This window comes from Idiomarina sp. A28L, from assembly GCF_000218785.1.
GTDB lineage: Bacteria > Pseudomonadota > Gammaproteobacteria > Enterobacterales > Alteromonadaceae > Aliidiomarina.
Genome location: NZ_AFPO01000011.1, coordinates 54919 through 76216 on the forward strand (window position 1 = coordinate 54919; position 21298 = coordinate 76216).

A 21298-nucleotide genomic window follows, 5' to 3' on the forward strand; every position below is an offset into this window, starting at 1 on the left:
TAATGGAAGCAAAAATTACTAATCAAGAAGCCGTGCTATTTTCGGAAACGGAAACGGTTAGCGGTAAGAAAATCGGTATTGCGTGTTTAAATTCAGAGCGCTCTTTAAATGCGCTGAGTTTAGATATGATTTTGCTGCTTGAGCCGCAACTGCGTGCGTGGCAGGAAAACCCAGAAATAGCCTGTGTTTTACTCGAAGGCGCTGGTGAAAAGGCATTTTGTGCTGGCGGTGATATTGTTGCGATGTATCACGCTATGCAAGAGATGCCAAATGAGCCTGTTGCTGAAGTAGTGGATTTTTTCACTGCTGAGTATCGTTTAGATCACCTCATTCAAACCTACGCGAAGCCGATTTTGGTTTGGGGTGATGGTTTTGTAATGGGCGGCGGTATGGGCCTAATGAATGGTGCCAGCCACCGGGTTGTAACTGAGCGTTCTCGCTTGGCGATGCCAGAAATCAGCATTGGTTTATATCCTGATGTTGGAGCTACCTACTTTCTTGGCCAATTGCCGGATAACATGGGTTTGTTTTTAGGGCTAACGGCGGCACAAGTAAATGCAGCCGATGCACTTTATTTGGGTATGGCTGATTTTGCCATTGCTAGCGACCTTTATGCCAGCACGCTACAAGCACTTGTAAATGCAAGCTGGACCGATGATAACGATTTAAACCACGCTACTTTAACCGATACTTTACAACAGCGTATTTTCAGTGAAGATGAGCTTGCAGATGGCCCACTTTTTGAGCGCCGCGAGCTAATTAGTAAATTGCTTGAGGGTAACGATGTTGTAACTGTTTCGGAGCAGTTTTTGCGGCACGAAACTGATGATGAACTCATTAGCAGGGCGCAAAAAACATTAGCCCGTGGTTGCCCATTAACGGCGCATATTGTTTGGCAGCAGTTGCAGTTTGGTGGTTCGTTAGCGCTTGCCGATGCATTTCGGTTAGAGCTTACGCTCTCGGTAAATTGTGCTGTGAAAGGCGATTTTGTTGAAGGTGTTCGTGCGTTATTGATCGATAAAGATCGCAAGCCAAAATGGACGCATGCAAGTATTGCTGAAGTAACCGCCGATGATATTGATATGATGTTTATTTCGCCATGGGCGGAGGATGAACATCCGCTGCGCGATTTAGGCGAAACTGCATAATCGCTTGTTAATGCCGCGCTAAGTAATGTTAGCGCGGCATTTTTATTGATGGCGATGAATTAGCGCAAATATAATAATGATTAACATTGAGGGGCATAACATGGCTCGTATTGGATTTATTGGATTAGGAAACATGGGTGGCCCGATGGCTACCAACTTAGTGAAGGCCGGTTTTGAAGTGCAGGTTTTCGATTTATCTGAAATAGCATTAGCTACGCTTGATAAAGCTGGGGCAACGGTTGTAAAAAGCGCAGCAGAAGCGGTAAATAACGTTGATTTTGTTATTTCTATGCTGCCAGCAGATAAGCATGTATTGGCGCTTTACTTGGGCGAACAAGGCATAGTAGATGCCATTCCAGAAAGTGCGTTGGTTATCGATTCCAGCACTATCTCTGCTGAAGCTGCGCGTGAATTGGCCGCGGGTATCACTGCCAAAGGCCGCCGCTTTATTGATGCGCCAGTATCGGGCGGTGTAGGTGGTGCTGTAGCAGGAACGCTTACCTTTATTTGTGGTGGTGAGCCTGCAGATATTGAAGAAGCGCGCCCAGTTTTAGAAAAAATGGGTAAGAATGTGTTCAAGGCTGGTGGCCATGGTGCTGGTCAAGTAGCTAAAATCTGCAATAATATGCTGTTGGGTGTATTAATGGCCGGTACTTCTGAAGCCCTGCAGTTGGGTAGAGCGCATGGTTTGGATGCGAAAGTGTTGAGCGATATCATGTTACAAAGCTCTGGCCGCAACTGGACATTGGAAGTATACAATCCTTGCCCTGGTGTTATTGATAGTGTGCCTTCAAGTAACGATTATAACGGCGGTTTCTTAGTTGATTTAATGCTTAAAGATCTGGGCTTAGCTCGCAGCACGGCGGCATCGAGTGATTCTGCAACGCCAATGGGCGATATGGCTGCTAAGTTGTTCTCAGAGCACAGCGAAGCGGGCTTTGGCAGCAAAGATTTCTCCAGCATTTTCCGTAAGTTTGAAAAATAAAGGATACCGAATTTCATGCAAATTAATGAATCAGTAATTGTAGTAACCGGCGGCGCTCAGGGTTTAGGCCGTTCGATGGCGGAAGATTTCGCTGCTAGCGGCGCTAAGCTTGCACTAATCGATATGAACGATGAAATGTTGCAAGAGGCGGCTGCCGAGTGTTTGAAATTAGGTGCGGCTGATGTACAAACCTATAACGTAAATGTTACCGATGAAGCTTCTGTAGAAGCGGCTTTTGCAGATATCGATAGCCATTTTGGCGGTTTGCAAGTGCTTATCAACAACGCGGGTATCTTACGCGATGGCATGTTAATCAAATGCAAAGATGGTGAAATTACGCATAAAATGCCCCTGCAACAATGGCAATCGGTGATTGATGTAAACCTCACCGGTACATTCCTTTGTGGGCGTGAAGCTTCAGCTGTTATGGCAAAGCGTGGCATAAAAGGCGCGATCATTAATATTTCGAGTGTTGCTCGCGCCGGTAACATTGGCCAAACCAACTACGCGGCTACAAAAGCAGGTGTGGTAGCTATGACAGTAACTTGGGCTCGTGAGCTTGGCCGTTTTGGTATTCGTTGTGCGGCCATTGCTCCTGGCTTTATCGAAACGCCAATGACGGGGCAAATGAAGCCTGAGGCAGTAGAACGCGCATTAGCTATGGTGCCATTGCGCCGTTGGGGCCAGCCTGCTGAGATAGCCCATTCAGCTCGCTATATTATTGAAAATGATTTCTTTAGCGGCCGTGTTATCGAAATCGATGGTGGCGTGCGTTTATAAATGTTTGAATTCTGGCCTGATTTAGTTAATAGCATTCCAATTTCGGGCTCAATGAGCCGCCTTTTGGCGAGCTCATTGTTGCTGGTTATTGGTGTGTTAGCACTACGCGCAGTATTGGGGCGATTCATTCGAAAAACGGTGAATTCGAATGAGTTGCGCCGGCGTTGGTTTGTGCAGAGCCGCAACGGCTTGCTGTTGTTGCTAGTGCTAGGCTTGATTATGATTTGGGCCTCTGAATTACGCACGTTGGCGCTTTCTATTGTTGCCATTGCCGTTGCTTTTGTAGTGGCAACAAAAGAACTGATTATGTGTGTTACTGGTTCTATGGTGAAATCAGCTGGCCGCAGTTTTAATCTTGGCGATCGTATTCAAATTAAAGATTTTCGTGGTGATGTTATTGATCAAAACCTTTTAACAACCACGATATTGGAAGTGGGGCCGGGTAAGCTTACTCACCAACGCACTGGCCGTATGACAGTGCTCCCGAATTCCCTGTTTGTTTCTGAAGCCGTGATTAACGAGAGCTACACGCATGATTGGGTTTTGCATGTATTTGTGGTTCCGTTTAAACGTGAAGAAAATTGGAAACATGCTAAAACCGCATTTCTGGAAGCGGTACAAGAGCATACGGCTCCTTATTTAGATGATGTACGCCGATACATGAAACGAATGAGCGATAACCGTGGTTTAGATATACCCACGGTAGAGCCTCGAGTTTCGTTGCAAGTGCCTGCCGCTGGTGAAATTCATTTGGTGGTACGGTTTCCGGTGAAAGCTTCAGAACGCAGCTTTACGGAGCAAGCTATTTTATCGGATGTTTTTAGTAACAACGATTTTTCTAAAGAGAAAGCTAGCGCTCAGGCCGAAGCGCCGGAGCAAAATAACCAGCCAGAATAGGCGGCAACGAATGACCGATTCCACAGTAGTAATAGCGAAAAGCAAAGCTTGGGTTGAACAACTTATTGTTAAATTCAATATTTGCCCCTTTGCGCGCAAGGAAGTAGAGCGCAGCTCTATTCGCTACGTAGTTGCCGATAATCGTAAAGCTTCTGAGGTTCTAGAAGTATTGGTGAAGGAATGTGAGTTTCTTGATCAAAATATCGATACAGAAACCACCTTATTAATGCTACCTGCAGGTTTTGAAGGCTTTTACGCGTATCTTGATTTGTTAGATAACGCCAATGAGTTGCTGGCTATGCAGGGCTACGAGGGCACCTATCAACTCGCGAGTTTTCACCCTGATTATTGTTTTGAGGGCGAAAAGCAAGATGCGGCATCGAATTATACCAACCGCGCGCCTTACCCAACGTTACATATATTGCGTGAAGAAAGTATAGAGAAAGCGCTAAGCAGTTATGATGATCCTGAATCAATCCCAGATCGGAATATGGCGTTTGCTGAGAAGAAGGGCGCGGATTTCTTCGCAAAGATTTTAGCGAACCTTTAGGCTGTTAACTGTTTAGTAGGGTGCTTTTATGGGTAATCTAAGAATATATGAAGAATTGATATTGCTTGCTCTGTGTGAAGAAAAGGGCACTATGGGAACATCGTTTTTGCAGTACGCCGTGAGCGGGGCGCTATTATCTGAATTGATGTTCATGAAGCGCTTGCAGATTGAAGAGAATAAGAAAAAGTTGGTAAACATCGTTGATGCTTCGCCCACGGGGGATGCTTTACTTGATGAATGTTTAGAAAAGATAGCAAGTGCTAAACGCCGTGCGAATATGAAGGCATGGGTACAGCGCCTAGCCAGTATTAAAGATCTCCGCCATAAGGTGGCACATTCGTTGGTGCAACACCGCATCGTTGAAGCTAGCGAAGATAAAATATTATGGTTGTTCACCCGCAAAGTTTACCCAGAAGTGAACCCAATCCCAGAAAAAGAGATACGTAATCGCATGCGAAATGCGGTGCTTTCAGCGGAAGCAAAAGTAGATCCACGGACAACTGTTTTAATCGCGTTAGCCAAGAGCGCCGCCTTGTTGCCGCAGGTGTTTTCCAAGGAAGAGCTGAAGCAATATAAAAAACGCATTGAGCAAATTGTAGCCGGCGATCTCATGGGCGATGTTACTAAGGAAGTAATAGCAGCGTGCCAAGCAGCGGTTATGGTAGCGGTAATGATTCCAGCGATAACAGTAGCAACTACCTAATTCTTTGAGTTTCTTTAGTGTTGAAATAGCATTTGCAACGCCTTACTTAAAATCACTTATCTGCAGGCATGTTAGAGCGCTGCAGGAGTTTTCGGAACAGGCTGATTTGCTGGGAAATTAAACAAAATTGGGGTAAGATTCGTAATATCACAGATTAATATAGCTAATCTGAAGCGCTTAAATTAACGCGTTAGTTTAAGCGTTAATTTAAGGTGTTAATCTGAAGCAAAGGAACAGCGATGCGAAAACTACCCCCGTTAAATGCCCTGCGCTCTTTTGAAGCGGCGGCCAGGCATTTGAGTTTCACCAAAGCCGCCGAGGAACTATTTGTAACTCAAGCGGCCGTAAGCCATCAAGTAAAAGCCCTAGAAGATTTTCTTGGTGTTGCGCTATTTTTGCGCAGAAACCGGGCGCTATTGTTAACAGAAGCTGGGCAGAACTACTATCTTGATATTCGGCAAATGTTTGAAACCTTAACGTTAGCCACCTCGAAAGTAATGCTGGCAAGTGAACAAGGCTCGCTAACTGTCTGTGTACCGCCAGGCTTTGCCATTTTATGGTTAGTTCCGCGTTTGAGCCGCTTTCATGAAGCGCACCCAGAGATTGATGTGCGTTTAAAAGCTGTAGATGAAATTAGTGGCTCGCTTACCGATTACGTTGATGTGGCTATTTATTACGGAAGTGGCTCATGGCCAGGGGTAAAATCATTTCGGCTGCATAAAGAGTATTTGATTCCTGTTTGTTCTCCTTTATTGCTGCAAGGCGCCAAGCCCTTGCAAAAACCAAGTGATTTGCATGAGCACACGTTGCTTCATGAGGAAACGCGTAATGCGTGGCGCGAGTGGTTTGCGATGGTGGGGGAAGAGCCACCAGTGCGCAAAAGTGGCCCCGTATTCTCACATTTAGCATTAGCTTTGAAAGCCGCGGTGCACGGGCAAGGTGTTACTTTAGCAAACAGTGTGTTGGCAAAGCCAGAAATTGATTCAGGCCACTTGGTGCAGGTATTCCCGCAAACACTGCCTACCACTGAAGCTTTTTATATGGTGTGCCGTGAATCGCAAGCTGATGTGGGTAAAGTAGCAAAATTCCGCGATTGGATTTTATCTGAAGTTAAACGCGATGAAGATGAAGGGCAGGCAACATAATGGCGATATTTGTTTTTGCACATGGCGCTGGGGCTGGCCCTGAAAGTGAATTCATGCAAGCGATTTCGGCAAATCTAGAACAAAAAGGCCATAAAGTTCATCGGTTTGCCTTTCCGTACTGGCAAATAATTGAACAGAGTGGTAAAAAGCGCCCCCCAGATAAGCAAAATGTGCTGGACGCTGCTTTTATTGATGAAGTGGCCAAGGTGCGTAAAGGCAGTGAAGATATCCCTTTAGTAGTGATGGGGAAATCGATGGGGGCACGAGTGGCATTTCGTTGTGCTGATAGCGTAAATGCAGTTGCTGCAATAGGTTTAGGCTTTCCATTTCACCCACCGGGAAAACAAGAAAAGCATCGTTTAGCGGAGCTTGAAAATAGCCGTAAACGAAATTTTGTTGTGCATGGAACCAGCGATCCTTTTGGTAAACCCGAATGGTTGGCAGAGCAAACACTACCGAAAAATTTAAAAATGCATTGGGTTGAGGGTGGTAACCATGATTTATCGCGCCCGAAACGTAGTGGTTTAACGAATACCGAGAGTTGGCAGTTGGTTTCACGCGAAATCGATGCCTTTGTAACGAAGTTAATTAAGTAATAGAAGAATTTAAGGGATAAGAGTTATATGGCTGTTTTGTTATATTGCCGCGCCGGTTTTGAAGGCGAGTGTGCTGCTGAAATTCAGGAGCGCGCAGCTGCTCTGGGCGTGTTTGGTTATTGCAAAACACAACCGAATAGTGCGTTGGTTACTTTTGAATGTAAACCTGAAGAAGCCGACCATTTGGCACGGAAGTTAGCGGTTCATTCTTTAATTTTTTCCCGTCAATTATTCGTGCGCCTGGCCGATTTAAACCAACTTGATTTGGCTGATCGGGTAACGCCTTTAGTGGCTGCGCTACCGGAAATGCAGTTATGTGGCCGGTTGTGGATAGAAACTACAGATACCAACGATGGCCGTTCTTTATCAGCACTTTGCCGGAAGATAACGAAACCGTTAAGCATGGCGTTGCAAGAAAAGGGCGTGTTAACCGAGAAAGAAGTAACAAATCGCCCAGCCATGCACGTGTTGTTTCGCAGCACGCACTCGGTAGTAGTGGGTTATTCTTATAGTTACAACCACTCACCTTACTTGATGGGTATTCCGCGGGTGCGCACACCAAAAGCGGCACCGAGCCGCTCGGCAGCCAAATTAGCTGAAGCGTTTAAAGTAATGATTCCTGAACATGAGCTAGAGCGCCGTGTTGAACCGGGCATGAAAGCGGTTGATTTAGGCGCCAGCCCAGGCGGCTGGACATCGGTGTTAGTTTTCCACGATATGATGGTTTCGGCGGTGGATAACGGCCCGATGGACGAGCATTTAATGGAAACTGGCCAAGTTCGGCACTTTCAGGAAGATGGCTTTCATTTCTTACCGAAACGTAAAAATATTAGTTGGCTAGTGTGCGATATGGTAGAAAAGCCAGTTCGTGTAGCGCATTTAATGGCTGATTGGTATATTGGCGAGTGGTGCCACGATGCTATTTTTAACTTGAAGCTACCCATGAAAACTCGCTATGCAGCGGTTAAACAGTATCTTGAAGCGATTCGTGAGCGTTTGAATGAAGCTGAAGTTTGGGGATATGAATTAAGCGCTAAGCATCTTTATCATGATCGTGAAGAAGTTACAGTGTATTTGCGCAAGAAATTTAAAACCTAAACTGGTTAATAAGTGCAGCGAATAGCCTCTGCATTGTTGAATAAAACATACTTATTCATAGGATATAGCAATGAAAGAACGTGAAGTAGTAGCCTGGGAAGAATCTAGGGCAAAGGGTTTTGGTAAGTTCGTTGTGATTCATGGTGTGCTTTCTTGGGGCTTACCGATGTTAATTATTATTGGCTATTTCAATAATATTTTAGCTGAGGGTGCTACTTTTGCATCAGTTCTAATTCACTGCATTATTTGGTTTATTGCCGGTGGCTTATTTGGTTTGGTTCTTTGGTTTGTAAATGAGCGCCGCTACAAAAAGCACCAAGAAAATCTGGCTGCGAAAACGGAATCAAAACCCGAATGATTTTTCACGCACACTTCCTGATAAACATCATTATGAGCCCTTGCTATTGAGCGTATCGATAGCAAGGGCTTTTTACTGATCCTCTTGTTCGTTGTGAAGCGTAATGATTAATAACGCTTAAAAATTGCGCTTACTAGTGATTGCACTGCGCTTTGTTAGAGACGCAACGCGGCTTACCACTGCAATACCAGTTTCAGAGGATTATATAATGAATAAATTAATTACTACCGTACTTCTACTGGCATTAATGTTTGGCATCGGCGCACATGCTAACGGCTTCGATGCGCAGCGGTTTGTGAAACCTAGCGACGCTGAACTACGTGAAATGCTAACGCCCCTGCAGTATCGTGTAACCCAGCAAGACCATACTGAACGGCCGTTTGATAATCGTTACTGGGATAACCATGCTGTGGGGATTTATGTGGATATCGTATCGGGTGAACCGCTATTTTCTTCTGCCGATAAGTATGAATCGGGCTCAGGTTGGCCTAGTTTTATTCGGCCTATTCACCGCAGTGTTGTTACCGAGCATCGAGATCGTTCTTGGTTTGTAGTTCGTACCGAAATACGCAGCCGAGTAGCTGATTCTCATCTTGGCCATGTATTCGATGATGGCCCGCGGCCAACAGGTTTGCGTTATTGTATGAACTCTGCCGCCATGCGTTTTATACCAGTGGAGCGAATGCAGGAAGAGGGTTACGGTGAGTATATTGATAGAGTGGGCCCGCCGATAAGCTAGTTCTTAAAAAAGAACGCTTTGGTATGCAGCGAGCGCTTTTTTAGCGGCTGCATTATTGCGAGTTTGCCGCTGGTAATGCTGAATTCTAGTTTTCAGATATTGTTGGCGAATAGCTATGGCATCTTCGCACTTAGCTTGCCAAAGTAAACTGCCAACAGGGTGAATAGGTTTGCTCGCAGCATGTTTGCTTGTAGATACAAAAAGTATTTCGTAAATTCGTTGGTTTTCTTTTACGAGAGTTTCGTTGATAAGGGAGCAGTTCATTTGAATCAATTGTTGGCGCAGGGAATATTCGTGGTGCACCGGGCAAATTAAAAAATCGATTTCGATAGCCGAATGGTTTTGCAAGATACTTGTTATTATCTGTTGGGTTAAATCGCCGCCAATACCGGCAATAATCACCAAATGTTTACCGGAATATAGATCGAGCCGCAGGGCGGCACTATCAAGGCATTGTGTATGCCAAGTAGTGGCTGAACCGGTAGGTGCTAGTTTTTCGCAAAACTTATGTAGTTTCACTTCAAGCTCCGCAATCAATTCTGGTACGATATCAACAAAATGAATATTCGGTGCAGCGTTTCTCTTCAGTAAAGCCGCCCCTAATAGACCATGATCGCAGCAAGTATCCCAAATGTGTTCGTAGCCATGAGAAATCATGGCGTTGATTTGCTGCAAACGTTTACCTAACTTCATTGTTGCTGGCCTATGTTGGAGATTTTAGAGTGAGTTCTAATGGTTCTATTGGTGTTTTTGATTCCGGTATCGGTGGTTTGGCGATAACCCGCGAAATACGAAAGCTCCTTCCGAACGACAATATTATATATGTAGCTGATAGCCGGCACGCACCTTATGGCGAAAAAACAGATGCGTATATTTTACAACGCTGCATAGCAATCACTGAATACCTTATTTCACAAGATGTGAAGGCGATAGTGGTTGCCTGTAATACGGCTACCACATCATGCATTGAAGCTTTGCGCGAACGCTACTCTATTCCCTTTATCGGAACCGAGCCCGGTATTAAGCCCGCAGTATTGAATACCAAAACCGGTATTATTGGTGTGTTGGCAACTCCTCGAACTCTAAAAACTAATTCTTTTAGCTCCTTGGCCGATCGGGTGGCGCTAAATATTCAAATTGAGCTGATGCCTTGCCCTGATTTAGTTCAGCAGGTGGAATCGTTGCAACTAGATTACGATTCAGCCTCAGAAGTGGTAAAACAATACGTGCTCCCTCTCATTGATAAGGGTGTTGATACATTAGTGTTAGGCTGCACACACTATGCGCATTTAATGCCGGTAATTAAACGCATAGCTGGGCCTGAAGTGCGCATTATTAATACCGAGGTTGCGGTGGCCAAGGAGGTACTACGGCGGCTCGATAAAACCGATTTAAACACCACAAATCAAGGCTTGGCAACAACAAAATTCATTACCAGTGGGAATCAAGCGCACTTTCAGCAACAGGTAGATGTGTTGTGGGGGGAAGGGTTTGATGTGGATGTATTCTAGGCGTTTTTTCCCTGTTTGGCCTAACTGATACCTATTCGCTTGCGGCTATATTTGTAATGCTATTTGTGGCAATATAAAAAAATAAAACAAGCGTTTAAATATAGGTGGTCAGTTATGTCGAAATTGGTACAACAACAGGATCTTGAGTTTCTTCTTAATACTGTTTTTTCCGCTGCACAGCTTACCCGTTTTGAGCGCTACGCAGATTATGATCAAGAAGCGTTCGCCAGCGTTCTTGATACAGCTCGCCGCATAGCAGAAACGCATTTTTTACCGCACAACGCCAAAGCCGATGCTAACGAGCCGCAATTCGATGGCGAGCATGTAACCACTATTCCAGAAGTTAAAGCTGCGTGGCAGCATTATGCCGAATCAGGCTTGCTTTCGGCTCGGCATAGGTATGATGATGGTGGTATGCAGTTGCCTGCACTTATCAGCATGGCGTGTAATGCTTATTTCATGGCGGCAAACCCAGCCACTGCGGCTTATCCTTTCCTTACCAGCGCGGCTGCGAATGTAATTCATGCCTTTGCGGCAGATGCGCAAAAACAAGCGTTTTTAGAACCTATGTTTAATGGCCGCTTTGCTGGCACTATGGCACTTACTGAGCCCGATGTGGGTTCATCGCTTGGTGATCTCACTACGAAAGCGATACCTCATGAAGATGGTACATACCGGCTGAAAGGCCAAAAGATGTATATTTCTGGTGGTGATCAAGATATTACCGAAAACATTGTGCATTTGGTGCTCGCCCGAATCGAGGGTGCGGCGGTGGGTGTGAAAGGTATTTCAATGTTTATTGTGCCGAAGTTTTTGGTGGATGAACAAGGTAACTGTAGTGAACGAAACGACGTAAAGCTTGCGGGCTTGCTGCATAAAATGGGCTACCGTGGAACTACTTCTACGGTGCTTTCATTTGGCGAGCAGGGCGCTTGTGTGGGCTACCTAGTGGGTGAAGCCGGGCATGGCTTGAGCTACATGTTCAAAATGATGAACGAGGCAAGGGTTGGCGTAGGCCTTGGTGCCGCAATGATTGGCTATCGAGGTTACTTAGAATCGCTTGCTTATGCTAAAGATCGGCCGCAAGGGCGCAGTGCTGCCAATCGCGATCCGGCAAGTAAACCGGTGCCTATTATCGAGCATGCCGATGTTCGGCGCATGCTTTTGCAACAAAAAGCTTATGTTGAAGGCTCGCTAGCGCTTTGTTTGTTAGCTGCCCGATTAGTCGATGAGCACGATGCGGGTGATAACGCTGAGAGCGGCATTTTGCTTGATTTACTTACTCCGGTAGTTAAATCATACCCTTCTTTTTATGGCCCACGTGCTAACGATCTAGCTATTCAAGTGCTTGGGGGGGCGGGCTACATTCGTGAATACCCAGTGGAACAGTGTTATCGGGATAATCGTTTGAACCCAATTCATGAAGGCACTCATGGTATTCAGGGGCTCGATTTACTGGGTAGAAAGCTGTGGCAACATGAAGGCAAGGGTTTAAAACTATTGCTGGAGCGTATTCAAGTAACCCTAAATGCTGCAAGTAAGTACCCAGAGTTGCACGAAGCAGTGGTGCTTTACCAAAATGCTTTGAAGCCGTTTATGGCAACTACTGTTGAACTTGGCCAGAGTTTACTCAGTGGTAACGCCGAACAAACCTTAGCGAATGCTTCGGTATATTTGGATATCATGGGTAAATACGTAGTGGGTTGGTTGTGGTTAGAAATGGCTAGCAAAGCACTTGGCGATCATGGGTTAGAACCAGATTTTGTGCAAGGAAAGTTGCAGGCAGCTCGGTATTTTATGCGCTGGGAATTGCCGGAAGCAGAACTGCATTTGCAGCGTTTGCAGGCGGCTGATGATACCTTTCTTAGCACTAAGCCGGAGTGGCTGTAAGCAGGCTTGGAAGAGCGTTGAAATGTAAAAAAGGAGCTATTCGCATAGCTCCTTTTTTATTTGGTCACGAGTAGCTATTGAATAATTATAGGCGATCAATAATAGCTTGAGTGAAATCAGTAGTGCCGTGGCTGCCACCTAAATCAGCGGTGGTGCGATCGCCGCTTTCAATTACATCGCGCAACGCATTGAGGATATTCTTTGCTTCTTTTTGCATACCCAAATGCTCAAGCATTTGAATAGCGCCTAAGATAATGGCGCTTGGGTTTGCTAAGTTCATACCCGCGATATCTGGTGCTGAACCGTGAACTGCTTCAAAAATGGCACAATCGGCACCAATATTCGCACCTGGAGCCATGCCTAAACCACCTACAAGGCCCGCGCAGAGATCTGATAAGATATCGCCGAACAAGTTAGTAGTTACGATGACATCGAAGTTCTCGGGGTTCATAACAAGCTTCATGCATGCGGCATCAACAATCATTTCTTCGAATTGAATATCTTCATATTCTTTCGCAATTTCACGTGCTACGGCTAAAAACATGCCCGAAGTTGTTTTCAAGATGTTTGCTTTGTGAACTGCGGTAACTTTTTTCCGGTTTTCGCGGCGGGCTGTTTCGAAGGCGAAGCGAACAATGCGCTCACAGCCTACACGGGTAACACGGCTCACTGCTTCCGCTTCGCTACCATCTTCTTTAGTAGTTTGGCCAATGCCTGAATACATTCCTTCGGTATTTTCACGAATGGTAATGATATCAATGTCTTCGTAGCGTGCTTTCGTGCCTTTGAAGCTTACCACTGGGCGCACGTTGGCGTATAAACCAAATTGCTTACGTAAAGTAACGTTGATTGATGTAAAACCACCACCTACTGGCGTAGTTAAAGGGCCTTTAAGAGCAATTCCATTTCGCGCAATAGCTTCTAATGTGGATGCTGGCAACAATTCACCATGTTTCTCTAGCGCTATGAGCCCGGCTTCAGCATATTCATAAGTAAACCCACACCCTGCTTTATCAAGAATGGCGGTAACTGATTCAATAATATCGGGGCCGATACCATCGCCTGGAATTACGGTAATTGTTTTGCTCATTAGAAAACCCTTCTACAACAATTAAAATACGAAGCAGGCACGTACTGAGCCAGCGAGTTTTGTGGCTGGATTATAGCGTTTTTAGGCGGTTTTAGCTAGGCGAGGGTAAGCGCATATAACCGCTATTCACCAAATGATTAGCGGTAGTTAATTGCCGAATTCAGCAGTGTAAGCTGATTCACCCCAAACATAGAGCTTGTCGTTGAAAAAGAGTAATGGCGTGGTTTCGTCTCGTGTGGTGATGCCATCAGATTTAACATGTTGAGTACGATAAAAAAGAATTAAAACGTTGCGCCCATCACTGCTGATGCGCGCCTCGCTGATATCAGGTGGGCCAAGAAGACGCAGAACTTCATCTCTGTGGGCGCCAATCTCTAGGCGGCCAATATATTTACGATTGAAGATCTCACGCTCTCGCCATGTCATGGTTTCAGGGTTTGCCGTATAGAAATGCAGCACGGCCCCCGCAAGAATTGCGTAGAGCAGAAAGCCTATGGCTGCAATGATAAACCCTTTTTTCACAAAATTACCCTTTCACAACTTGATAGCATGGTGTGTATTTTGTACCACCCGGGAGTTTCATGCGATCCTGCTCAACGAAAGATTGCAGCAGTTCGTCGAGTTCTCGCATGAATTCCGGCTCACCCGTTATTTGGTAAGGCCCATGAGCACGAATTTCTCGTAATCCTGGCGCTTTCACATTTCCGGCAACAATAGCTGAGAAAGCTCTGCGTAAATCAGCTGCCAGTTCTTCTTTCGGCTGATTTCTGTGCAGGTTAAGCTTCGCAACGTTCGCATGGGTAGGTTCAAATGGAAGCTGGAATGGCTCTTCAATATGTAGTGTCCAGTTAAAGTGGTATGCATCACCACTTTCCTGACGATACCGTTTTACCGCTGCCATACCGGTTTGAATATGTTGTGCTACCGCTACCTGATCATCGATGATGATTTTGTAGTATTGGGTGGCCTCTTGGCCCAAGGTATTAGCAATAAACTGGTCTAAATGTTCAAAATACGCGCGTGAGCTTTCTGGCCCCGTTAAGATTACTGGCAAGGCCTGCTCTTTATTATGGGGGTGCATTAAAATGCCCAATAAATAAAGAAGCTCTTCGGCTGTTCCAGCACCACCTGGGAAAATAATAATGCTGTGGGCGCAGCGCACGAACGCTTCCAAACGTTTTTCGATATCAGGCATGATAACTAGTTCGTTTACGATTGGGTTTGGTGGTTCGGCGGCAATAATACCCGGTTCAGTTAAGCCAAAGTAACGGGCATTTTTGATTCGTTGTTTGGCATGGCCGATGGTTGCGCCTTTCATTGGGCCTTTCATGGCACCTGGGCCGCAACCTGTGCATACGTTGAAACCACGCAACCCAAGCTCATAACCTACAACTTTAGTGTATTTATATTCGGTTTCTGAAATTGAATGGCCACCCCAACATACCACCATATCCGGCTCTTGAATTGGTTTAACCACCCCAGCATTACGCATAATATCAAAGGTAACATGGGTTAAATGGCGAGTGCTCATGCTTTGTAATACTTCTGCTGGGTAACGTTCACCAACGAAAAGAATATCGCGTAAAACCGCTTCTACGTGCTCACGAATACCAACGATCAGCTCGCCATCAACAAATGCAGAAGGTGGAGGGTTAATAAGCTCAAGTTTCACGCCACGTTCCCGGCGTAATACATTAACTTCAAAATCTTCAAATTGGTCAAAGATATCTGCACTGTTATCCGTGTGGCTACCCACATTCAATACGGCTAAAACGCAATTGCGAAATAGTTTATACAGAGGGCTATCCGTTGATTGTTGTAAACGGTCGATTTCAAGTTGTGATAGCAGGGCCATGCTGCCCTGAGGTGATAATGAAATTCTCATATGTATTTTATGCTCCATACAAACAGCCTCTGCCGTTTGTGTTTCCTTGTTCTTGTGTTTTTTGATGTATAAATAGTTTCGTTACACGTGTACTAAGAGTACGCATCTTCTCAGGTATTAATCAACCAAAATAACTATTGGCGAGCCAATCGGCCACGAAATAAAGTGTTATTTATTTGAGTGTTACAGCTGTGGCGAATAGGGTTGATATCTAAACCGCCTCTGCGTGTATACCGAGCTAGCACAGTAAGTGATTCACAACCGGCATACTTGATTAAATCGGTATGAATACGCTCTACACACTGTTCGTGGAATTCATTGTGATTACGGAATGAAATTAAATAACGCAATAACGCCGCGCGTTCTATTTTAGGGCCCGTATACTCAATATAAACTGAACCCCAATCAGGCTGATTGGTAATCAAGCAGTTTGATTTTAATAAATGGCTGCAAAGCTTCTCACTCACAATTTCAGCGTTGGCATTAAACGCTCCGAGTAGCGCTGGATCGTAATCATATTCGTTAATCTCAACCGCTTCGTTATCAATGCAAATGGCATCGAATTGTTTAAGGCCCGATTCTGTGTAGGCATCTAGCGAATAAATTTGAACAACCACTGGCGCGCCGGCGCAATGGCTGAGATCTTCAGTAAGTTGATTCAAAACTACTTCTTCGCTACCAAATGTACTTTGGTTATAGCCATTCAAATATAACTTAAACGATTTGGATTCGATTAAATTAGGGCTAGTTGCCGGCACTATTACTTCAGCAATTGCTACCTTTGGAACACCATTGGGCTGTAACCAAGAGAGTTCGTAACAGGTCCATAAATCTTTACCTGCAAACGGTAGGGCGTTATCAGCAACACCTATGCTGCTGCGGTTCAGTTGCCGCGGAACCGGCTGAAGTAACTTGGCATCATAATGCGCTGGGTATTCAGTGGCTTCACCAAGCTTCAAATGTGCCATCGGGTTTTCTGGGCTTACTGGCATTACATACTTCCTCTGCGTAGAATGCCCCTATTGTATGAATAATCGAGCCCGGAGGCCAGATGAACTCGGTAATTGAAAGCTTAAAGTTACTCCACGAACGCTATGCAGCGTTTTATCAAGCTGCTGGCTTAACGCCTAAAGCGGAATATATATCGAATTGGGATGCACCTTGTTACCTCGGGAAGCCAAGCGGTGGTGATATTGAATGGCAGGCTGTGCCACAAACTGAAAAATTAGATTTTAGTGGTGTTGAACATGCTTTAGAAATGCAATTAGATACTCAGGTGAAAGATTTTTTTAGCTATGTGTATGCTGGCGATCTTATGCTTGAGTTTCGCGATAATGCTCTTGAATTGTTGCAAGTTATGCACCCGGAAGATGCTGAACGCTTACAACAGAATATGATAGGCCATGTAATGATGAAGCAGCGATTAGGCCAAACCATTACGCTTTTTGTAGGTGTAACAGATGAAGACGACTTGTTGATCTCGGTTAATAATGAAACCGGTGAAGTAGGGTTAGAATATGCAGGAAAAGATCAACATGAAATACTAGCTCCAGATTTAGCCAGTTTTTTAGCGGAAGTGCAGCCGCGTTTGCCCGCAGATGAATTTGAGGCGTAATTGCGGAAAACGAAAAAAGTGCGGCGTTGATGTGAAATGTTAGTAAAGTGTTGATGACATCCGCGTCGAGCTCCATTAAAGTAGCTCCGATAAGTTGAAAATGATTTGAGCCTTACAGTTACTCAGAAGCTTATGATTATGGGTTGAGCACTTTTAAGGCTAAAACTACAGTGTAAACGGTTTGATGATGAATAATCGCCAATGGGATAGTGAGCAATAAATGACAACAAATTCAGAACTTGCATCAGCATCAGCGCCATCACTAGAGCCGAAATTAACAGGTGAACTAGTATATTTAGGGCAAGAGCACCTAGCCACAGCGGCTTCGTTGTTATTTGCAGCCTACCATGATGATCCCTTGTTTTTATCGATTTTCCAAGCTGGTAAGGATGGTTACGATCAGCGCCTGCGTGCAGCTATTCGTGAAGAATTAGCAGTTTTTCATCAGCATAATCAACCTATATTCGGGCTTTTCGACGAAGATACACTAGAGGGTGTAGTGTGCATGACGCGGCCAGGAACGAGCTTTGGGCCGGAACGCTTTTGGCACTGGCGTTTGCGTATGCTACTTACCGCGGGTTACGTAAGCACCAAGCAAATGCTGGAAAAAGAGCGCATTATTTCCGAAGCTATGCCGGTAAATCATTATCACATGCTTACCTTTATTGCGGTGCACCCGAACTATCAACAGCAAGGCCTGGGTGATTTACTGGTGCATGCTGCACGCGCTGAGCTTGCTGCTGAACCAGAATCGGCAGGTATTGGATTACTGGCAACGCGGCCAGAGTATGCAAAGTTTTTTGGCCAACGGGGTTTTCATCACTTGCGCGATATTCAAGTGGGTGATATCACCGGGCAACTTATGTTTTTAGCGCGAGATGATGAAGCGGTTGATTGACATTTACTCTGAATTCAGGTGAAATTCACGCCCTTGTTACAGCAGCGTTTATAGCTGCTGTATTTATCAGAAGAGGTGCGTTTGCCAGGCAAGCTGTAGTAGGGTGCCAAAACCCAATGAATACAGCCTAGGGGGCACAACGCCGAGATACGAACGATTTGGCGGCGTTCGTATCGGTGGTTAGGGTTGAATCTCTGCTACTGTCACCGTTTCAGGTGGAGAGCTTCTGGGGCGTTGCCTTGTTATTTCTACTCAGCGCTCCAAGCTCTTTGAACATTATATGGTTCGGAGCTAATGCAAAAAAATTTAGAATCCTCAATTATTGTCGCCAAATTCGGCGGTACTTCCGTTGCTGATTTACCAGCACTTCAACGCTGCGCAGATATTGTGCAAGCTAACCCAGCTATTCGCCTTGTTGTAGTGAGCGCTGCTGCCGGTGTTACCAATCGTTTGGTGGCGTTATCGAAAGGGGTTACTGCGGAACAAGAACGTATACAATTGCTTACTGAAGTAATGGATATTCAGCATAATATCAGTAAAGAATTATCACCTTCTCCAGAAATAAACGCGCAATTACGTGAATATCTTAGCCGCATGGCTGAACTAAGCACACACTTAGCTGATTCAGGCGTGGAAGCCAGTAAACAAGATGAGCTATTGGCTTTAGGGGAGCGCTGTTCATCAATGTTTCTTGCTGAATTGTTGCGCCAACGTGGCCTAACTTCACGTGATTTTAATGCCTGCCAAGTTATTCGAACCGACAGCCATTTTGGCAATGCCGAAGCGCGCCCTATGCGTATAGGAATGCTGGCGAAAGAGCACTTAAAGCCGTTATTAGAAAACTACTGTGTAGTAACACAAGGCTTTATTGGCGCAGATGCTGCCGATAGGGTAACAACGTTAGGGCGTGGTGGTTCAGATTTGAGCGCAGCGTTGTTTGCTGAAGGATTGCGTGCACAAGCGTTGCAAATATGGACCGACGTAGACGGCATTTATACGTGTGATCCGCGGCAAGTAGCCACAGCTCGGCCGATAAGTGAGATAACCTTTGCTGAAGCTGCGGAAATGGCTACATTTGGCGCGAAGATATTACACCCAGCAACATTACTTCCAGCTCAACGGGCGCAGGTGCCGGTATTTATTGGCTGTACTCGCGAACCGGAAAAAGCCGGCACTTGGGTTAAAAATACCACCGAGCAGCGGCCTGTATGCAGAGCGTTGAGCGCGCGAAGAGGGCAGGTTTTACTCACAGCGCGCAGCTTAAATATGTTACATGCTCGAGGTTTTCTGGCTGAATTGTTCGCTATTCTGGCTAGGCATCGTATTTCCGTAGATTTAATTACTACATCGGAAGTTTCAGTAGCCTTAACACTCGATGCCACGGGTTCTCATTCTTCTGGAAACAAGTTAATAAGCCAAGCGTTGCTCGATGAATTAGCACCACTATGCGATGTTACGGTTGAAGAAGGATTGGCGTTGGTTGCCGTTATCGGCCACCAACTTTCGAACACTCCTGAAGTAGCAAGCCGGATATTTCAAATGATAGCCAAGAAAAATATTCGTATGATTAGCCAAGGGGCAAGCCCAAATAATTTATGTATTTTGGTGCGCGAAGAGGATACAACCGATATTCTTAAAACCCTGCATCAGGGTTTTCTGGAAGCTTAACCATCGGTATTGTTGAAACCATCAATGGTAATGGGCGGTGCTTGATTAAGGTTGTTTGCACCGCCAGTTTCGGCTTTATCTTCTGGGAAGATAGCATCAATAATCGGTGGTAAACCGCCGCTATTATCGGCTTGTTCTGCGCCAGTTAAGGGTTTGCGCTCACCGTAACTCATATTAAAGGTAGTGATGGGCGCTGGAATTTGGTGCGCACCGGTTGTTGGCATTACTTGTGGCTTTGTTTCGGGCTTAGTGTTTGTTTGAGAGCCTCGAGTTCCAGAAGCTGCATTAGAGTTAGAGGTACTTGCTGTTGCACTAACGGTTTCGCCATCAATGGCATCATCATTATCAACAGCGGGGGCCTTGTGAGGCGGCATGGTGACATCGCGCAGGTGCAGGTTTAACAACACTAGCTCACCTTCATAGCGGGTTTGAATATCACTACTAAAGCCAAATTGAAAACCAGCCTCCCAGCCTGTTCGTGGTGTGAAGCGCGGCCTGCCGCGGCTTCTGGCGATATCGAGGAATTGTACATTATACTTTTTACAAATCGCTTCAGCCTGCTTTCTGGCGTGCTCTTCTTGCAAGCGCCACTGCCAAAAAAGGTAGCCACCGAGAATCAATAGCAATAATGCGAGTACATCATATAAGCTGGCGTTCATGCGGTGCCTCGAGTGCGGGTTACCAATTGCGTAAGCGCTTGTTGTAGTTGAGGGTTCAAATTGTTGCTACCAAACAACCGTAATAACAAACCACGCAATTCTGGTAACATTACTAAATCACGAAATACACTAACAAAAATATCTTCATTAGCGCTCGCGATGGCTGTCATGTAACGTTCTAAATTATTGGTATCGGTAAGAGCAGGCCAGCAACGCGCGCCTAAGCTAAAGAGCAAATCGAGTTTATCTGTTTCTTGCTGCGGTAAATCACGCAATAAACGGCCAATAGCTTTGTGCATTGCAGGCGTATGGCTTTGGCTGGCGAGGCTTCTTATGAGTATGATTTGTGCGCTTACGGCTAGGCTGCTATTTAATTGCGCAAGTAGGTTTTGTGCCATGGTAGCGGGCAATTCTTGATGCTCCATAGCTTCCATAAGCGCTTGCTGAATCGGCACAGGCCAGGTTAGTAAATTGCTCTGTATTCGCTGCTGTAATTGGCTATCACTAATATTCCTAGTTAAGGCATCGTGTATACCCTGTACACCTAAATTCTCCCAATCTTCAAAGGGCTTTTGCCCTTGCAGCCACGCTAGGGCATCCTCGTAATGAATCGAAGTGGGCTGTTCTAGATCGGCACTCACTTGCGCATGAAAAGCAGCTCGCCGAGCTTCTTCAGGAACAAAAATGTACGGATTTTGTTGTAAACGTTGCTCTTGTTCTGCAGTTGGCGTGCTGGTTGGATCTGCACCTAGGGCTTCAACAATTATACTTAGGAAATGCTGGCGCGCAGCGTGATCAAACAAGCCACGTTCATCAAGAGGTAGCTTTACGAACCAAATATACGGGTCGCTATCGCGAACACTCGACCACAATACAACGCCCAACCATGCATGTTGTTGGCGTGGTGCGGGGAATGGCCGTTCACCACGTTCAATTGCTTGAAAATCGGCGGCTAAAATAGGCTGCACGCGGCGGCTTAAATCATAAATGCGGTATTCGGTTTTAGCTTGGTGATTTGCGCCCGCAACGGCAAGAAAATCACTTAAGGTATCGATTGATTGCATGCTTTTCCGGTATAGTTAG

23 protein-coding genes and 1 riboswitch are annotated in these 21298 nt (G+C 45.5%); of the genes, 16 read left to right on the top strand and 7 right to left on the bottom strand.

Annotated features, from left to right (window positions below):
• Positions 1–2: 2 nt before the first annotated feature.
• The 11 genes from A28LD_RS03330 (at position 3) to msrB (ending at position 8999) form a co-directional block, all read left to right on the top strand.
• Complete coding sequence (locus tag A28LD_RS03330; protein ID WP_007419651.1) at positions 3–1148, top strand: enoyl-CoA hydratase/isomerase family protein; 1146 nt, start codon at positions 3–5, stop codon at positions 1146–1148.
• Positions 1149–1248: 100 nt separating this feature from the next.
• Positions 1249–2133, top strand: a complete 885-nt coding sequence (gene mmsB, locus A28LD_RS03335; RefSeq protein WP_007419652.1) for a 3-hydroxyisobutyrate dehydrogenase — start codon at positions 1249–1251, stop codon at positions 2131–2133.
• Positions 2134–2148: 15 nt separating this feature from the next.
• Entirely contained in the window at positions 2149–2913 is a 765-nt protein-coding gene (locus tag A28LD_RS03340; protein ID WP_007419653.1) for an SDR family oxidoreductase, read from the top strand.
• Positions 2914–3810 carry a mechanosensitive ion channel domain-containing protein gene (locus A28LD_RS03345; protein WP_007419654.1) on the top strand — a complete coding sequence of 299 codons (897 nt, stop codon included), beginning with the start codon at positions 2914–2916 and terminating at the stop codon, positions 3808–3810.
• 10 nt (positions 3811–3820) lie between these two features.
• Entirely contained in the window at positions 3821–4360 is a 540-nt protein-coding gene (locus tag A28LD_RS03350; RefSeq protein ID WP_007419655.1) for a DUF1415 domain-containing protein, read from the top strand.
• Between the two features lie 28 nt (positions 4361–4388).
• On the top strand, positions 4389–5063 hold the full coding sequence (locus tag A28LD_RS03355; RefSeq protein WP_007419656.1) for a GOLPH3/VPS74 family protein: 675 nt from the start codon (positions 4389–4391) through the stop codon (positions 5061–5063).
• A 239-nt stretch (positions 5064–5302) separates the two neighbouring features.
• Positions 5303–6208 carry a transcriptional regulator GcvA gene (locus A28LD_RS03360; RefSeq protein WP_007419657.1) on the top strand — a complete coding sequence of 302 codons (906 nt, stop codon included), beginning with the start codon at positions 5303–5305 and terminating at the stop codon, positions 6206–6208.
• Positions 6208–6804, top strand: a complete 597-nt coding sequence (locus A28LD_RS03365; RefSeq protein ID WP_007419658.1) for an alpha/beta family hydrolase — start codon at positions 6208–6210, stop codon at positions 6802–6804. The genes A28LD_RS03360 and A28LD_RS03365 overlap by 1 nt, the downstream gene beginning before the upstream one ends.
• 27 nt (positions 6805–6831) lie before the next feature.
• Entirely contained in the window at positions 6832–7902 is a 1071-nt protein-coding gene (gene rlmM, locus A28LD_RS03370; RefSeq protein WP_007419659.1) for a 23S rRNA (cytidine(2498)-2'-O)-methyltransferase RlmM, read from the top strand.
• Positions 7903–7972: 70 nt separating this feature from the next.
• Positions 7973–8260, top strand: a complete 288-nt coding sequence (locus tag A28LD_RS03375) for a hypothetical protein (protein ID WP_007419660.1) — start codon at positions 7973–7975, stop codon at positions 8258–8260.
• A 208-nt stretch (positions 8261–8468) separates the two neighbouring features.
• Entirely contained in the window at positions 8469–8999 is a 531-nt protein-coding gene (msrB, locus tag A28LD_RS03380; protein WP_007419661.1) for a peptide-methionine (R)-S-oxide reductase MsrB, read from the top strand.
• Between the two features lie 3 nt (positions 9000–9002).
• Here the strand turns inward: msrB and A28LD_RS03385 are convergent, their stop codons facing one another.
• Complete coding sequence (locus A28LD_RS03385) at positions 9003–9692, bottom strand: tRNA (adenine(22)-N(1))-methyltransferase (RefSeq protein WP_007419662.1); 690 nt, start codon at positions 9690–9692, stop codon at positions 9003–9005.
• Between the two features lie 29 nt (positions 9693–9721).
• On the opposite strand from A28LD_RS03385, the gene murI reads away from it, so the two are divergent.
• Both murI and A28LD_RS03395 read left to right on the top strand, forming a co-directional pair.
• The gene (murI, locus tag A28LD_RS03390) at positions 9722–10510 is read left to right on the top strand and encodes a glutamate racemase (protein ID WP_007419663.1); all 789 of its coding nucleotides are present in this window, start codon (positions 9722–9724) and stop codon (positions 10508–10510) included.
• Positions 10511–10624: 114 nt separating this feature from the next.
• Positions 10625–12400 carry an acyl-CoA dehydrogenase gene (locus A28LD_RS03395; protein ID WP_007419664.1) on the top strand — a complete coding sequence of 592 codons (1776 nt, stop codon included), beginning with the start codon at positions 10625–10627 and terminating at the stop codon, positions 12398–12400.
• Between the two features lie 85 nt (positions 12401–12485).
• Here A28LD_RS03395 and A28LD_RS03400 read toward each other — a convergent pair whose 3' ends face one another.
• The 4 genes from A28LD_RS03400 to queF form a co-directional block, all read right to left on the bottom strand.
• Positions 12486–13490, bottom strand: coding sequence for an isocitrate dehydrogenase (locus A28LD_RS03400; RefSeq protein ID WP_007419665.1), 1005 nt, complete (start codon positions 13488–13490; stop codon positions 12486–12488).
• 147 nt (positions 13491–13637) lie between these two features.
• Positions 13638–14012, bottom strand: coding sequence for a DUF3192 domain-containing protein (locus A28LD_RS03405; protein ID WP_007419666.1), 375 nt, complete (start codon positions 14010–14012; stop codon positions 13638–13640).
• 4 nt (positions 14013–14016) lie between these two features.
• Complete coding sequence (ppnN, locus tag A28LD_RS03410) at positions 14017–15375, bottom strand: nucleotide 5'-monophosphate nucleosidase PpnN (protein WP_040486985.1); 1359 nt, start codon at positions 15373–15375, stop codon at positions 14017–14019.
• Positions 15376–15509: 134 nt separating this feature from the next.
• Positions 15510–16367 (bottom strand): NADPH-dependent 7-cyano-7-deazaguanine reductase QueF, encoded by an 858-nt coding sequence (gene queF / locus A28LD_RS03415; protein WP_007419668.1) that lies wholly within the window; start codon positions 16365–16367, stop codon positions 15510–15512.
• Between the two features lie 59 nt (positions 16368–16426).
• Here queF and syd point away from each other — a divergent pair, with 59 nt between their 5' ends.
• The 3 genes from syd (at position 16427) to lysC (ending at position 19556) form a co-directional block, all read left to right on the top strand.
• Positions 16427–16990 carry a SecY-interacting protein gene (gene syd / locus A28LD_RS03420; RefSeq protein WP_007419669.1) on the top strand — a complete coding sequence of 188 codons (564 nt, stop codon included), beginning with the start codon at positions 16427–16429 and terminating at the stop codon, positions 16988–16990.
• Between the two features lie 220 nt (positions 16991–17210).
• Positions 17211–17888 (top strand): GNAT family N-acetyltransferase, encoded by a 678-nt coding sequence (locus A28LD_RS03425; protein ID WP_007419670.1) that lies wholly within the window; start codon positions 17211–17213, stop codon positions 17886–17888.
• A 62-nt stretch (positions 17889–17950) separates the two neighbouring features.
• A riboswitch (Lysine riboswitch) is annotated at positions 17951–18122 on the top strand.
• A gap of 60 nt (positions 18123–18182) precedes the next feature.
• Positions 18183–19556, top strand: coding sequence for a lysine-sensitive aspartokinase 3 (gene lysC / locus A28LD_RS03430; RefSeq protein ID WP_007419671.1), 1374 nt, complete (start codon positions 18183–18185; stop codon positions 19554–19556).
• Here lysC and A28LD_RS11850 read toward each other — a convergent pair.
• Positions 19553–20215 carry a DUF3301 domain-containing protein gene (locus tag A28LD_RS11850; protein ID WP_007419672.1) on the bottom strand — a complete coding sequence of 221 codons (663 nt, stop codon included), beginning with the start codon at positions 20213–20215 and terminating at the stop codon, positions 19553–19555. The two genes, lysC and A28LD_RS11850, sit on opposite strands and share 4 nt — an antisense overlap.
• On the bottom strand, positions 20212–21279 hold the full coding sequence (locus A28LD_RS03440) for a DUF3549 family protein (RefSeq protein ID WP_007419673.1): 1068 nt from the start codon (positions 21277–21279) through the stop codon (positions 20212–20214). Before A28LD_RS03440 ends, A28LD_RS11850 begins: the two co-directional genes overlap by 4 nt.
• Between the last annotated feature and the right edge of the window lie 19 nt (positions 21280–21298).